Genomic DNA, 13899 nt, shown 5'->3' on the forward strand with positions numbered 1-13899 from the left:
TCAGGTTCGTCTCATTCCCGACCCGGACAGCCGATGTCTGGTAGTGCGCTCGACGCCCTTCGATGCCGGTAGCCCGAGCGATGATATACGGGGAGGATTCGGGGATGAGCAACGACTCCGACAGCACGCGGATGCCGTCCGGCGAATCCCCGCTCAGCGCGGGATCGGACAGCGCGGAAGCGGTTCCGCCGCCGGGCGAGCCGCGCACCGCGGGCGCGGCCCCCGGCGACCCCGATGCCGCCTCGCGCTGGGAGCTCTGGCGGGAGGCGGCGGCCCGCCGCTTCGCGCGCTCGGCCGCCGGCGAGCAGCCGCGCGCCGCGCTGCAGCGCCGCGACCCGTTCGAGAGCGCGGCGGCGCTGCGCGAGTGGGTGGCCGAGGCGGTGCGCGGGCTGCTCGACATCCGGTTCCGGCGCGAGGTCACGCTCACCCTGCTCCCGCTGGCCTACCTGCTCGGGCTGGCCTTCGCGTTCGCGGTGCCGATCGCGCTGACCGTCTCGCTGTGGCAGCTCTCCGCGGTGCTCGGGGTGCTGGCCGCGCTGGTGGCGGTGCCGCTCGGGCTGACCATCGCGGCCGCGGTCCGGCTGGTGCTGGAGTTCCTGGTGAACGCGGCCCGGCTGGCGGGGCGGGTCGAGCACATCAGCGATCTCGCCGACGATCTCTTCCAGGTGCTCTCCGATGTCGCGGAGCCGGTGAACCAGCTTTCCGAAGATGTTCGCGCGGTACAGTTCTGGCGCTTCCGGCGCGGCTCACGGAAATGAGTACAGCGATGTCCGTCGATCGACCGACAGAACCGGGTCGGGTGTTCCAAGTGATCGTCATTGCCGGACTTACTGTGAAACAATGCCGTCCGAGTGCCCAGGATTCGTAACCGGGCGTTCGTGATCGATCAATCCGCGCTCCGGCGCGGTCGTCGGCCCGAGGGGTGAGGCCGGCGCCCGCCGCTGCGACGGGCACAGCTGTACACAGGGGGGACGTGACGATGAACGCACGCCGGGTGACCGCCGGAGCAGGCGAACCGGGGGGAGTGACCGGGTCGACGCTGCCGCGCCGCCAGCTCGGCAGGCAACTGCGTGACCTGCGCAATCGCGCGGGGATGACGACCAGGGCCGCCGCACGGCACCTGGAGTGGTCGGAGGCGAAGATCTGGCGGATCGAGACCGGCCAGACCTCGCTGCGCGGGCTGGACGTCGAGGCCATGTGCAAGGTCTACGCGGCGCCGACCGAGCTGGTCGAGCCGCTCACCGTGCTGGCGCGGCAGACCAAGGCGCGCGGCTGGTGGGCCGGGTACAGCGACGCCATCCCGGAGGGGTTCGAGGTGTACCTCGGCCTGGAGGAGGCGGCATCGGCGCTGCGCAGCTACGAGGTCGACACCGTGCCGGGGCTGCTGCAGACCGAGGCATACACCCGCGCGCTGCTCGCGGGCGCGCGCCCCGGGCTCACCGCGGAGCAGGCCGAGCGCAGGCTGCGGTTGCGGGCGGTGCGCCAGGAGCAGCTCACCCGGTCGGCCGCGCCGCTGCGGCTGGACGTGCTGATCGCCGAGCCGATGCTGTGGCGCCGGCTCGGCGGCAGCGAGGTGGCCGGTGCGCAGCTGGACCGGCTGCGCGAGCTGGCCGACCTGCCGAACATCCGGATCCGGGTCGTCCCCGCCGATTCGGGCTACCACCCCGGCATGGAGTCCGGGCGCTTCGTGGTGCTGGAGTTCGACCCCGGTGCCACCGCCGCCTACCCGGAGCCGCCGGTGGTCTATGTCGAGGCCTTCACCGGGCCGCTCTTCGTGGACAAGGAGCAGGAGGTCGCGCGGTACCGCGCCGCCTTCGCCGGGATCGAGGCGGTGGCGGTCGACGCCCGCCGCGGTATCGAAGACGCCCGAAACGCTCTGTGAAAGCCGCTGCTAGAACAGCATTTCGGCGAGTACGGCGCGGTGTGCGGGCCTGGCCGCGTCGTACACCGCGCGGCCCTTCTCGGTGAGGCAGAGCGTGACGGCGCGCCGGTCCTCCGGGCACATGCTCCGGGAGACGAGGCCGTCGCGCTCCAGCCGGGCGACGGTGCGGGAGAGCGCGCTCTGGCTCAGGTGGCTGTCCTCGGCGAGCTCGCTCATCCGGTAGTCGCCGCAGGCCGCGTCGACCAGGCGGTCCAGCGTCTCGAACTCGCTGAGCCCGATGTCGTACGGCTGCAGCGCCTTCTCCATGGCGCAGCTCACCGCGGCGTGCCGATCGAGGAGCCGCCGCCACTCACCGAGCAGGTTCGACATGGGCCCATCTTAGTGTCCACGGCAACCTCATGCAACGACATTTAATGCATTGGAATCTAATGCGTACGCATGTAATGTCCCGGCCTATGACTTCCCAGGCAACGCATCGCGCCGTCTCCGCGGCGACCGATCCGGCGCGCTGGTCGGCACGGCTCTGGGCCATGCTGATCACCCTCTGCGTCGTGCTGTTCCTCGACGGTCTCGACGTCTCCATGATCGGCGTCGCGCTCCCATCGATCGGCGCCGAACTCGATCTCTCGACGGCCACGCTGCAGTGGCTGGTCAGCGGCTACGTGCTCGGCTACGGCGGGCTGCTGCTGCTCGGCGGGCGCACCGCCGACCTGCTCGGCAGGCGCCGGGTCTTCCTGATCGCGCTCGCGGTCTTCGCGGTGGCCTCGCTGGCGGGCGGGCTGGTGAGCTCCGGCCCGCTGCTCATCCTGACCCGGTTCGTGAAGGGGCTGGCCGCGGCGTTCACCGCGCCGACCGGGCTCTCCATCATCACCACCAACTTCCCGGAGGGGCCGGCGCGCAACCGGGCGCTCTCCATCTACACCGTCTTCGGCGCGGGCGGCTACTCCTGCGGCCTGCTCTTCGGCGGGCTGATGACCGGTATCGGCTGGCGCTGGACCTTCCTGCTCCCGGTCCCGGTGGCGCTGGCCGCGCTGGCCGCCGCCTGGGTGCTGGTCCCCAGGGACCGCGCGGCGGAGGAGGGCGGGCACGACCTGCTCGGCGCGCTCTTCTCCACCTCGGCCATGCTGCTGCTGGTCTACACCGTGGTCACCGCCCCCGAGGTGGGCTGGGCGACCCCGCGCACGCTCGGCTCGTTCGTCGCGGTGGCGGTGCTCTTCGTGGCCTTCGTCGCCGTCGAGCGGCGGGTGCGGCACCCGCTGGTGCGGCTCGGCATCCTGCGCAAACGCACCCTGGTCCGGGCCAGCCTCGCCGTGATCGCGCTCGCCGGTTCGTATTTCAGCTGGCAGTTCCTCGTCACGCTGTACCTGCAGGACGCGCTGGGCTGGTCGCCGCTCACGCTGGCGCTCGCGCTGCTCCCGGTCGGGCTCATGGTGACGCTCTCGGCGGTCTTCTCCGATCGGCTGGTCGACCGGGTCGGCACCGCGCCGGTGATCGCGGTGACGCTCACCGTGATGACCATCGGCTACCTGCTGTTCCTGCGCATCGATACCGCGCCGTCGTACCTCACCGTGCTGCTGCCCGCCGTGCTGCTCATCGGCGTCGGCTGGATCGGCTTCCCGGCCATCAACATCCAGGCAACCGCCGGGATCGACGACGACGAGCAGGGGCTCGCGGCGGGCGTGCTGCAGACCTCCATGCAGGTCGGCGCGGCCATCGTGCTCGCCGTGACGACGGCGCTCATCTCCACCGGGCCGCACGACGACAGCCCGGCCGCGATGCTCGCGGCGTACCGGCCGGGGCTGGAGTTCGCCGCCGCGGTCACCGCCGTCGGTGCGGCGATCTCGCTGGCCGCGCTGGTGCGGCTGCGCAGGCGGCCGATCGAGCCCGCCGCCGAGCCCGCGGGCTGAGCCCGCCTGTCCGACCGGGTGCCACCCCGCGGGGGTGGCACCCGGTCAGCGGGGAATGAAGGGCGGCGCCGCCTCGTCTTTCGGCGAGCGGACCAGGGTGAGCGGCCGCCCGTCCAGGCCGACGCGCGGCCAGTCGATGCCGAGCGCGGGGTCGAGCGCGTCGATCTCGTGGTCGAACTCCGGGCTGTACTCCAGCGAGCACAGGTAGGTCACCGTCGACTCGTCGGCGAGCGAGAGGATGGCGTGGCCGAGCCCCTCGGCGAGGAAGACCGAGCGCCGGTCGACGTCGTCGAGCAGGACGCTGTCCCACCGCCCGTAGCTCGGCGAGCCCGGCCGCAGGTCGACCACCACATCCAGGAATGCGCCGCGCACGCAGGTGACGTACTTGGCCTGGCCCGGCGGGTCCTCGGTGTAGTGGATGCCGCGCAGCACCCCGGCCGCGGAGACCGAGCAGTTCACCTGCTTCAGATCGAGCGGCCGCCCGGTGGCCTTCTCGAACTCCGACGCCTTGAACTGCTCCAGGAAGACGCCGCGCTCGTCGCGGAACTGCCGCGGCGTCAGCACCCAGGCGCCGGGAACCGCCAGCTCCCTGATCTCCATGCTCACCAGTCCCGTCCGCGCTCGAGCAGGTCGAGCAGGTAGCCGCCGTACCCCGACTTGACCAGCCCCTCCGCCGCGGCGCGCAGCCGGTCGTCATCGATATACCCCATCCGCCACGCCACCTCCTCGGGCACGCCGATCTTCAGGCCCTGCCGCTCCTCGATGGTGCGCACGTAGTTCGCCGCGTCCAGCAGCGAATCGAAGGTGCCGGTGTCCAGCCAGGCGGTGCCGCGGGCGAGCACGTCCACCCGAAGCCTGCCCTGCTCCAGGTAGGCGCGGTTGATATCGGAGATCTCGTACTCGCCGCGCGCGGACGGCCGCAGCGAGCGGGCGATCTCCACCACGTCGTTGTCGTAGAAGTAGAGGCCGGGGATGGCGTAGTTGGAGCGCGGCGTCTTCGGCTTCTCCTCGATCGAGACCGCCCTGCCCTCGGTGAACTCGACCACGCCGTAGGCGGTCGGGTCGGAGACCCAGTAGGCGAAGACCGCGCCGCCGTCCAGCCCGTGGAAGCGGTTCAGGCCGGTGCCCAGCCCGGGGCCGTGGAAGATGTTGTCGCCGAGCACGAGCGCGGCGCACTCGGTGCCGATGTGGTCGGCGCCGAGGACGAAAGCCCTGGCCAGGCCGTCGGGTTCGGGCTGGACCACGTAGTCGATGGCGATGCCGAAGGCGCTGCCGTCGCCGAGCAGCCTGCGGAAGGCAGCCGCCTCCTCGGGGGTGGTGATGACCAGGATGTCGGTGATCCCGGCGAGCATCAGCGTGGAGAGCGGGTAGTAGATCATCGGCTTGTCGTAGACCGGGACGAGCTGCTTGCTCACCCCGCGCGTGATCGGGTGCAGGCGCGAGCCGGTGCCGCCCGCCAGGATGATTCCGCGCATGGCCCCAGAGTCTGCCAGTTCCGGGGGACGCCGGAGACGGGGAGGTTCCAGCCCGACCGCGAAATGGTCACGACGGGTTTGCCGAACAGGTCGGCCGGGGCATGGTTGTTGCACGGATCACACTTGTCGTGATCTTCTGGAGTGGGACGTCAGCGAGGACGCTCCGCCCGTGGGTGAGGTAGGTACCGCCATGACCGCGATCAGTGACGAATTCACGGGCAGGGTGATGAACCCGCACGGGCCGAGCCCGGCCGCCCGCCTTCTGCTCGCCACCTGCTCCGGCGTGCTCCGCCCGGTGCTGCGGCAGCTGCCGATCAACCGGCACACCATCCCGGTCGCCGCGGCAGCGGTCGACGGCCTCTCCCGGCTGCGCCGCGAGCCGCGCGGGGTCGAGCGCGAGCAGGTGCGGCTGCGCGGCTTCTCGCTGGAGATCCTGCGCCCGGCAGGCGGCTCCCGCGCGCTGCGCCACGGCGCGGTGCTCTACCTGCACGGCGGCGGTTTCGCGGTGTGCGGGCTGCGCACGCACCGGCCGATCGCCGCCAGCCTGGCCCGGCGCACCGGGCTACCCGTGGTGAACGTCGACTACCGGCAGCTACCCGGGAAATCCATCCTGCAGTCGGTCGAGGACTGCCTGACCGCGTACCGCTGGCTGCTCGCCCACGGCGCCGACCCGTCCCGGGTGGTGATCGCGGGCGATTCGGCCGGCGGCTACCTGACCTTCGCCACCACGCTGAAGGCGCTGGAGGAGGGGTTGCCCGCGCCTGCCGGGCTGATCGGGCTCTCGCCGCTGCTCGACCTGGACCACGTGGCCAAGCGCGGCTACGTCAATGTCTCCAGGGACGCCTACATTCCGCTCTCCGCGTTGGCCGCGGTGGTGCGGCTCGGCGCGGAGATCGACGGCGTGCTGGATCCGATCCTCTCGCCGGTCAACGGGAACCTGGCGGATCTGCCGCCGGTGCTGCTGGTCGCCGCGGAGGACGAGGTGCTGCGCTACGACAGCGAGCTGATGGCGGCCAGGCTCGCCGCCGCGGGCGTGCCGCACAGCCTGGAGCTGTGGCGCGGCCAGGTGCACGCCTTCATGAGTATCTTCCCGAGCCTGCCCGAGGGCAGGGCCGCGCTCGGCCGGGTCGCCCGCTTCGTGCGGGACCGGGTCGAGCACCAGGAGCGAGCTCGGACGGCCTGACATCGATCGGCCGGACGAGTTCTGAACCTTGCCCCGCACCCGGTGCGGGGCAAGGTTCACCTTCGAAACGACGGAACCCCGCCCGGACCTGGTCCGGGCGGGGTTCCGCTGTTCGAGCGCCGGAATTACTTGGCCGGGGGGACGAACGGCTGGTTCAGGGTGCTCCAGTACTGGATGGCCGCGCCGATCGCCACCGGGGCGGTGATCAGGATCTGGCCGGCCAGGGTGCCGAGCGCGCCGATGGCGAGGATGCCACCGATGCAGCCGATGGCGGCGGCCGGGATGAACGGGCCGAAGAGGCCGACGATGGTCGCGGAGGCGACGGTGGCGCCGGCGATGCCGCCGAGCACGCAGCCGAGCGCGCCGCCGGACAGGCCGCCGACCAGGGTGCCGACGGTGGCGCCGACGGAGATGGTGTCCTTCAGCCGGTTGAACGCCGCGAGCTCACGGTCGTACTCGTTCTTCCAGGGCGCCTTGTCCTCGTAGGGCAGCGCGACCGGCTTGTAGACGGCCTTCTCCAGGTCGAGCTGCGGGGTCAGGGTCGCGTCGTTGCCGGAGATCTCGGCCGCGATCGGGAACTCGAACTCGTCGAGCCGGAAGCTCAGCGGGGTGCCCGCCAGCACGGTGCCGTCGGCGGCGACGACCTTGAAGACGCCGTCCTCGGCGACGAGCTTGCCGGAGTCGGTGGAGATGAAGGTGGCGGTTTCGGTGGCGTGCGCGGTGAAGTTCACCGCGTCGGCCGGGGCTTCCGCCGGCGCCGCGTTCACGGTGCCCGCGGTGACGCCGATCGCGGCGATCAGCAGAGCCGACGTCGCGGCGAATTTCTTGATGAACATGTGTTGTGAACCTCATCGAGCGGTCGGACGGAGGGGACTCGCTGATCGAAGGCCAGATCAGCTAACGCCTGGTGAATGCGCTGTGACCGGGTGTTCAAATTCCGTTCACCGAGCAGACCTGGTGGTCCGTGGGTTCTCCGAAACCAAGACGCTGAACAGGTGTTTCGGTGTGATTAAAACCCTGCTACATCATTCTTTCCGGTTTGATTGTGATGCAGATCACCAGGTCTGCGGAATGATCGGCCGGGCAAATCGGACTTCTAGCCGGCGGCGGGATTCCGGTACCGCCGAACTTCGGCGGTAGAGTCGCGGAATGCGCTTGCTCGTCACCGGCGGAGCCGGGTTCATCGGTGCGAACTTCGTCCGGCAGACCGTGGCCGATCGCCCCGACGTCCGGGTGACGGTGCTCGACGCGCTCACCTACGCGGGCAATCGGGAATCGCTGGATTCGGTCGCCGACCGAATCGAATTCGTGAAGGGCGACATTGCCGATACCGCCCTGGTCGACGAGCTGACCGCGGAAACCGACGCGGTGGTGCACTTCGCCGCGGAATCGCACAACGACAATTCACTGGCCGACCCGTGGCCGTTCGTGCAGACGAACATCGTGGGAACATTCGCGCTGCTGCAGGCGGTGCGCAGGCACGGCGTGCGGTTCCACCACGTCTCCACCGACGAGGTATTCGGCGACCTGACCTCGGACGATCCGCCGTTCTCCGAGCTGACGCCATACAACCCGTCCAGCCCGTACTCCGCGACAAAGGCCTCGAGCGACCTGCTCGTCCGGGCCTGGGCGCGTTCTTTCGGCGTCCGCGCGACGCTGTCGAACTGCAGTAACAACTACGGCCCCTATCAGCACGTGGAGAAGTTCATCCCGCGGCAGATCACCAATCTCATCGACGGGCAGCGGCCGCGTTTGTACGGCGCCGGACACCAGATCCGGGATTGGATTCACGTCGACGACCACAATCACGCGGTCTGGGCCGTCCTCGAACGCGGCGCGGCGGGCCGGAGCTATCTGATCGGCGCGGACGGGGAAACCGACAACCTGACCGTCATCCGAATGCTGCTCGCGGAATTCGACCGCTCGCCGGATGATTTCGACCACGTCACCGACCGGCCCGGCCACGACCAGCGCTACGCCATCGACGCGACCCGGCTGCGCACCGAACTCGGCTGGACCCCGCGCTACGCGAATTTCCGCGACGGACTGGCCGCGACGGTGCGCTGGTATCGGGAGAACGAAGCCTGGTGGCGGCCGTACAAGGAGCACACCGAGGACGCCTACCGGAAAGCGGGCGAGCGGGTGCTCCCGCTGTAATTCAGCCCCAGACCAGCACGTGGTACTTGACCGCGGCCGCGGTCAACGCGACCGCGGTGGCGCCGACGATGGTCAGCGCGGCGCCCCGGCCCGGCGCGGTGCCGTCCGGCAGCGCCAGCCGCCAGGGCAGCCAGCGCAGCAGCACCGCGAAGGTGAGCACCGCGAGCGGCACGAAGTACCTGCCCTGCACGCCGTCGATGATGAAGTAGTCCACCGGCGTGAACGACATGTAGAGCGTCACGTAGATCATCGCCACGTTGGCCAGCAGCACCAGCGCCACGATCAGCGTGCGGCGGAAGGTCGCCGCCTCCGGGCGCAGCCGGTCGCCGATCCCGATGCCGATCACGAAGGCGAGCAGGCAGGCCAGGATGGCGAGCGCGGGCACGTCGATGTAGGCGAAGCCGAGCTCGCCGAAGAACTGGGTGAACCAGCGCTGATCCCGGCGCGAGATGCTCTCGCCGAACACCTCGACGAAGGCGATCGGGTCGGTGAGGATGCCGCGCAGCTGGTCGTCCGGGCGGACGGTGCCCCACTGCGCCTCCGGGCGCATGAGGCTCATGCCGTCGCCGGTCGGGGCGGCCACCTTCATCCAGACGGCGAAGAGCAGGCCGCCCGCGGCGGCGAAGATCCAGTGGGTGAACCGCCAGACGCCGCGGAATCCCAGCCGCTCGCCGGGGATCACCACGATGAGCAGGGCGAGCAGGATGTAGGCGGGCTTGCAGAGCGGCAGCGCCAGGGTGGCGGCCAGCAGTGCCGCGGTCTCCGGGCGGCGCAGACCGTCGCCGAGGAAGAGCGCCTTGACCAGGAGTGCGGAGATCAGGAAGGCGAGTGCGTTGGTCAGGGTGTCGGCGGTGACGGTGCCCGCCTGGAAGATCGCGATCGGCAGCACCGCGACGGTGAAGGCGAGCCACTGGATGCGGTGGGCGCGCAGCGACCACAGGGCGAAGCCGGTGATCGCCAGGTAGGCGGCCAGCCCGGCCAGCCGGGTGACCAGGGTGGACGTGCCGACGTTCAGGTCGAGAGCCTCGGCGGTGCGCAGGCCGATGGCGCTCGGGAGGTACGGGACGGGGGAGTACGCCGCTGTGTTGGTGAACCAGACCTGGTCCATCTCCGCGCTGACCGGGGCGGATTTGTACCGGTCGTAGGCGGACGGGTCGGCGGCCATCGGGTTCTGCTCGTCGCCGTTGGTGGTGTAGTCGGTGAGGGCGTAGCCCATCAGGTCGGTGATGGATTTCGGGACGTCGCCGCCGTAGGCGATGCCTCGGGTGTCCGCGATCTCCTGGGGGAGGAGGCCGCCGTGCGCTACCTGGTACGCGCGGCCGAACTGGGTGATTTCGTCGTGGCCCCAGAAGGGTGGGGTTATCACGGCGAAGACTGCACCGAACAGTCCGGCGAGGATCAGGAACGCGGTTGTCGCCGGGCCCAGCTTGTGGATGATCCGGTTCGCGACGCCCGCGCCGGCCCCTGCGTTCGCATCTCGCCCGGCCTTCGGCCGCTCGACCTGTTTGTCCCCGGAGAGACCGGGGGAGTTCGGCGTTACGCCTGGCTCGGCGTCGGCAGGCTCGGTCGCGGTGAGTTCGGTCGCGGTGGGCCGGGCCGAGCCGGGCTCGACTTTCGAGTCCGCGCGTTCGGCCGGGTCCGGCTCGTCGCCGGAGGGGGTGGGCTGGGTGCCGGTGGCCGACGCCGTCACCGGCGGGGTCCGTCGTCGGTGACGGCGCTGTAGCGCAGGTAGACGAGGCGCGCGGCTTCGTGGCGGGAGCGGCGGATGCCGTCCAGGATGAGGCCGGCGGTCCAGGCCAGGCTGCCGAGCAGCAGCAGGGTGAAGGCGAGGAAGAGGGTGGGGAAGCGCGGCACCTCGCCGATGTCGTAGTAGGTGATCGCTATCGGGATGGTGAGCACCAGCGCGATCAGCCAGGCCAGCGAGCCGAAGAGCCCGTAGAAGGCGACCGGCCGCTCGTGCCGCGCCAGCCCGGCGATCAGCTTCAGGATCTTGAACCCGTCGTGGTACGTGCGCAGCTTGGATTCGCTGCCCGCCGGGCGATCCCGGAACCCGACCGGCACCGCGGTCCGCGGCACCCGCAGGTGCAGCGAGTGCACCGTGAGCTCGGTCTCGATCTCGAACTCGCGGGAAACCGCGGGGAAGCTCTTCACGAAGCGCCGGGAGAAGACCCGGTACCCGCTCAGCATGTCCTCGACGTTCTCCCCGAAGACCTTGCCGACCACGCCGTTCAGCACCTTGTTGCCGGTCTCGTGCCCGGCCCGGTACGCGTTCCCCGACTCGTCCTGGCGGCGCACCCCGAGTACGTGGTCGTAGGGGCCGTCGAGCAGCGTCTTGATCATGAGCGGCGCGGCCGACGCGTCGTAGGTGTCGTCGCCGTCGATCATGAGGTAGACGTCGGCCTCGATATCGGCGAAGGCGCGGCGCACCACATTGCCCTTGCCCTTGACGTTCTCCCTGCGCACGATCGCACCCGCTTCCCGCGCGCGCTCGGAGGTCGCGTCGGTACTCAGGTTGTCGTAGACGTAGACCACGATCCCGGGCACGGCGGCCTGCAGGTCGGCGACGACCTTGGCGACCGAAGCCTCTTCGTTGTGGCACGGGACCACGGCGGCAATGCGAAGCTCGGAGGAGTCCACCCGGGTCAATCCTCGATCTCGGTGGGTTCGAACAGGGAACACGGGGAGGGTACAGGCCGGGCGCGGCCACCGCGTGCCCGGTGTACCGTCGGCGAGCGTGTCGTCCCGCGAGTCCGCCGAAACCGTTCCCGCACCGCTGAGCCGCCGCCTGCTGACCGCGCTGCGGCAGGGCAGCGCGTTCCTCGTGGTCGGGCTGATCGGCTTCGCGGTGGACGCCGGGACGTACAACCTGCTGGTGTTCTGGGGCGGCGAGGGCGTGCTCCACCACGCGCCGCTGCCCGCGAAGATCATCGCGATCGCGGTCGCCACGGTGGTCACCTACTTCGGCAACAAGTGGTGGACGTTCGCGCACAAGCAGGGCGGGAGCGCGGCGCGGGAGTACCTGCTCTACGCGTTCTTCAATGTGATCGCGATCGGGCTGCAGCTCGGCTGCCTCGCCTTCTCCCGCTATGTGCTGGATCTCTCCTCGCCACTCGCGGACAACATCTCCGGCACCCTGATCGGCCAGATCGTCGCGGTGCTCTTCCGCTACTGGGCCTACGACACCTTCGTCTTCACCGGTCCGCGGGCCGACCTGGAGCAGCACATCGACGACGCGCTCGGCGACCGTGCTGGGCAAGCGCCCGGTTCGCCGCGTTGATATCCTCGGGCCCGCCGCGAAGGTATCCAGGGACGAAGGTGGATGCACAGCCCGTCCCGTCGGCACGACACTGAATTTCGAGGACTTCATGGATCAGTCGGCTACGCAGGCCGTTACCGAAACGAACGACCGAGCCGTCGCCGAGGCGGCGCCCACCGCGCTGCGCTCCGATCACCGGGCTCCGGACCGCCTGGTGCTGCAGCGGGGAATCTTCACCGGGCCATCGGCGAAGATCAACGACGAGCTCTACGCCGTCGTCACCAGGGGGCGCGCCCAGCGCGACCGCCTCTCGCTGCAGCTCGACAAGGGCGCGACGGTGCACACCAACACCTACTTCGGCCGGTTCGCGGCGGCCTACTGGCAGCGCTGGACCACGGTCACCGAGGTGCAGGTCACGCTGGTGCTCGACGTCGCCGCCGACGCCAGGCTGCGGCTGGTGGCCTCGGACATCGCCGGGCACCGCCGGATCGTCGACTCCATCGAGGTCGCCGCGAGCGGCCCGGTGACGCTCGGCGCCACGCTCGACCAGTACGTCGACGGCGGCGCGCTCTGGGTCGAGGCGGACGCCGTCGGCGGCGCGCTCGGCATCACCGAGCTCACCTGGTCGGCCGCTGCCCCGGAGCGGATGCGCCCGGTCGCCATCGCCATCTGCACCTTCAACCGCGCCGCCGACTGCGCCGAGACGGTCGCCGCGCTCGCCTCCGACCCGGCCGTGCTCGCCGCGATCGACGCGGTGTACGTGGTCGACCAGGGCACCGACCTGGTCGAGGAGCGGCCGCGGTTCCGCGAGGTGCTGCCGGTGCTCGGCGAGAAGCTGCGCTATATCCGCCAGCCCAACCTGGGTGGCGCAGGCGGCTTCACCCGCGGCCTGTACGAGGTCTCCGCGGTGAACGAGCACGCCGACGTCATCCTGATGGACGACGACATCCTCTGCGAGCCGGAGACCGTACTGCGGCTCAACGCCTTCGCCAACCTGACGGTGGAGCCGACGCTGGTCGGCGCGCAGATGCTCTTCCTGCTCAACCCGGACTACCTGAACGTCGGGGCCGAGGAGGTGCACCTGGACCGGCTGATGCACGGGCAGAAGGTGTCGAAGGCGCTGCGCAACACCAGCATGCTGAAGAAGAACCAGGAGCGCCGGGTCGACGCCGGCTACAACGCCTGGTGGACCTGTTTGATCCCGGCCGAGGTGGTCGCGAAGATCGGGCTGCCGCTGCCGGTCTTCTTCCAGTGGGACGACGTCGAGTACGGCGTGCGCGCGCGGGAGCACGGTTTCGTCACCGTGACCCTGCCGAACGCCGCCGTCTGGCACGCCGATTTCTACTGGAAGGACTACGACGACTGGGCGCGCTACTTCAGCACCCGCAACTCGCTCATCGTCGGCGCGCTGCACACCGACCTCGACGGCAGGAAGATCAGCAAGCAGCTCTTCCGCAATATCGCCGAGCAGCTGGTCGCCATGCAGTACGGCCTGGTGCACACCACCCTGCAGGGCATCGAGGACTTCCTGCGCGGCCCGAAGATTCTGCGGGACGGCGGAATCGAGGCGCTGGCCCAGGCCCGCGGCCAGCGCGCCGACTACCCGGAGACGTTCAAGCACCCGGCCGCGACCCCGCCGGTGCCGTCCACGCACATCGCCGTCCAGCGTGCCTCCGGTGAGCCGAGCCGGGCGCTGCTGGTGCTGATCAAGCGGGCGATCGGCCAGTGGACCGGGCGCACCCGCCCCGGCCTGGTCGGGATCACTCGCGAGGACGCCTACTGGTGGCACGTCTCGCTCTTCGACCACGTCGTGGTGACCGATGCCTCGCAGTCCGGGGTGCGCATCCGGCAGCGCGACAAGGCCCGCGCCCGCGCCCTGCTGATCCGCTCGCTCAAGGTGCTGCGCAGGTTGCGCCGCGAGCTGCCCGCGCTGCAGGAGCAGTACCGGGCCGCCGCGCCGGAGCTCACCAGCCGGGAGAACTGGGAAAGGCTCTACGGCATCCGGCCGTGATACCCGCACGGGGTGCTCCGGCCGAGGG

Annotated in this window: 13 protein-coding genes; 7 read left to right on the plus strand and 6 right to left on the minus strand. The window is 70.3% G+C overall.

Annotated features, from left to right (window positions below):
- The first annotated feature begins 104 nt into the window (after positions 1-104).
- Together ACFO0B_RS18075 and ACFO0B_RS18080 are read left to right on the plus strand one after the other, a co-directional pair.
- Positions 105-758, plus strand: a complete 654-nt coding sequence (locus ACFO0B_RS18075; protein WP_378613633.1) for a DUF4282 domain-containing protein — start codon at positions 105-107, stop codon at positions 756-758.
- 221 nt (positions 759-979) lie between these two features.
- Positions 980-1882, plus strand: coding sequence for a helix-turn-helix domain-containing protein (locus tag ACFO0B_RS18080; RefSeq protein WP_378613847.1), 903 nt, complete (start codon positions 980-982; stop codon positions 1880-1882).
- Positions 1883-1891: 9 nt separating this feature from the next.
- Here ACFO0B_RS18080 and ACFO0B_RS18085 read toward each other — a convergent pair whose 3' ends face one another.
- Positions 1892-2251 carry a MarR family winged helix-turn-helix transcriptional regulator gene (locus tag ACFO0B_RS18085; protein ID WP_378613634.1) on the minus strand — a complete coding sequence of 120 codons (360 nt, stop codon included), beginning with the start codon at positions 2249-2251 and terminating at the stop codon, positions 1892-1894.
- Positions 2252-2337: 86 nt separating this feature from the next.
- Here ACFO0B_RS18085 and ACFO0B_RS18090 point away from each other — a divergent pair, with 86 nt between their 5' ends.
- A complete protein-coding gene (locus ACFO0B_RS18090; RefSeq protein ID WP_378613635.1) occupies positions 2338-3789 on the plus strand; it encodes an MFS transporter in 1452 nt (483 codons plus the stop codon).
- A gap of 45 nt (positions 3790-3834) precedes the next feature.
- Here ACFO0B_RS18090 and ACFO0B_RS18095 read toward each other — a convergent pair whose 3' ends face one another.
- The gene (locus ACFO0B_RS18095; RefSeq protein WP_378613848.1) at positions 3835-4389 is read right to left on the minus strand and encodes a dTDP-4-dehydrorhamnose 3,5-epimerase family protein; all 555 of its coding nucleotides are present in this window, start codon (positions 4387-4389) and stop codon (positions 3835-3837) included.
- Between the two features lie 2 nt (positions 4390-4391).
- Positions 4392-5264 carry a glucose-1-phosphate thymidylyltransferase RfbA gene (rfbA, locus tag ACFO0B_RS18100; protein ID WP_378613636.1) on the minus strand — a complete coding sequence of 291 codons (873 nt, stop codon included), beginning with the start codon at positions 5262-5264 and terminating at the stop codon, positions 4392-4394.
- Between the two features lie 190 nt (positions 5265-5454).
- Between rfbA and ACFO0B_RS18105 the strand changes: the two genes are divergently transcribed.
- Positions 5455-6447 carry an alpha/beta hydrolase gene (locus ACFO0B_RS18105; protein WP_378613637.1) on the plus strand — a complete coding sequence of 331 codons (993 nt, stop codon included), beginning with the start codon at positions 5455-5457 and terminating at the stop codon, positions 6445-6447.
- A 125-nt stretch (positions 6448-6572) separates the two neighbouring features.
- Here ACFO0B_RS18105 and ACFO0B_RS18110 read toward each other — a convergent pair whose 3' ends face one another.
- Positions 6573-7283 (minus strand): hypothetical protein, encoded by a 711-nt coding sequence (locus tag ACFO0B_RS18110; RefSeq protein ID WP_378613638.1) that lies wholly within the window; start codon positions 7281-7283, stop codon positions 6573-6575.
- A gap of 313 nt (positions 7284-7596) precedes the next feature.
- On the opposite strand from ACFO0B_RS18110, the gene rfbB reads away from it, so the two are divergent.
- On the plus strand, positions 7597-8604 hold the full coding sequence (gene rfbB, locus ACFO0B_RS18115; protein WP_378613639.1) for a dTDP-glucose 4,6-dehydratase: 1008 nt from the start codon (positions 7597-7599) through the stop codon (positions 8602-8604).
- 1 nt (position 8605) lies between these two features.
- Here rfbB and ACFO0B_RS18120 read toward each other — a convergent pair whose 3' ends face one another.
- Both ACFO0B_RS18120 and ACFO0B_RS18125 read right to left on the minus strand, forming a co-directional pair.
- Positions 8606-10294: a DUF2142 domain-containing protein gene (locus tag ACFO0B_RS18120; RefSeq protein ID WP_378613640.1), complete on the minus strand. Its 1689-nt coding sequence runs from the start codon at positions 10292-10294 to the stop codon at positions 8606-8608.
- Positions 10291-11241: a glycosyltransferase gene (locus tag ACFO0B_RS18125; protein ID WP_378613641.1), complete on the minus strand. Its 951-nt coding sequence runs from the start codon at positions 11239-11241 to the stop codon at positions 10291-10293. Before ACFO0B_RS18125 ends, ACFO0B_RS18120 begins: the two co-directional genes overlap by 4 nt.
- Before the next feature lie 97 nt (positions 11242-11338).
- Between ACFO0B_RS18125 and ACFO0B_RS18130 the strand changes: the two genes are divergently transcribed.
- Both ACFO0B_RS18130 and ACFO0B_RS18135 read left to right on the plus strand, forming a co-directional pair.
- Positions 11339-11881 (plus strand): GtrA family protein, encoded by a 543-nt coding sequence (locus ACFO0B_RS18130; RefSeq protein WP_378613642.1) that lies wholly within the window; start codon positions 11339-11341, stop codon positions 11879-11881.
- Between the two features lie 88 nt (positions 11882-11969).
- On the plus strand, positions 11970-13871 hold the full coding sequence (locus ACFO0B_RS18135) for a glycosyltransferase (RefSeq protein WP_378613643.1): 1902 nt from the start codon (positions 11970-11972) through the stop codon (positions 13869-13871).
- The last annotated feature ends 28 nt before the right edge of the window (positions 13872-13899 follow it).

The sequence above is a fragment of the Nocardia jiangsuensis genome (genome assembly GCF_042650385.1).
Classification (GTDB): Bacteria; Actinomycetota; Actinomycetes; order Mycobacteriales; family Mycobacteriaceae; genus Nocardia; species Nocardia jiangsuensis.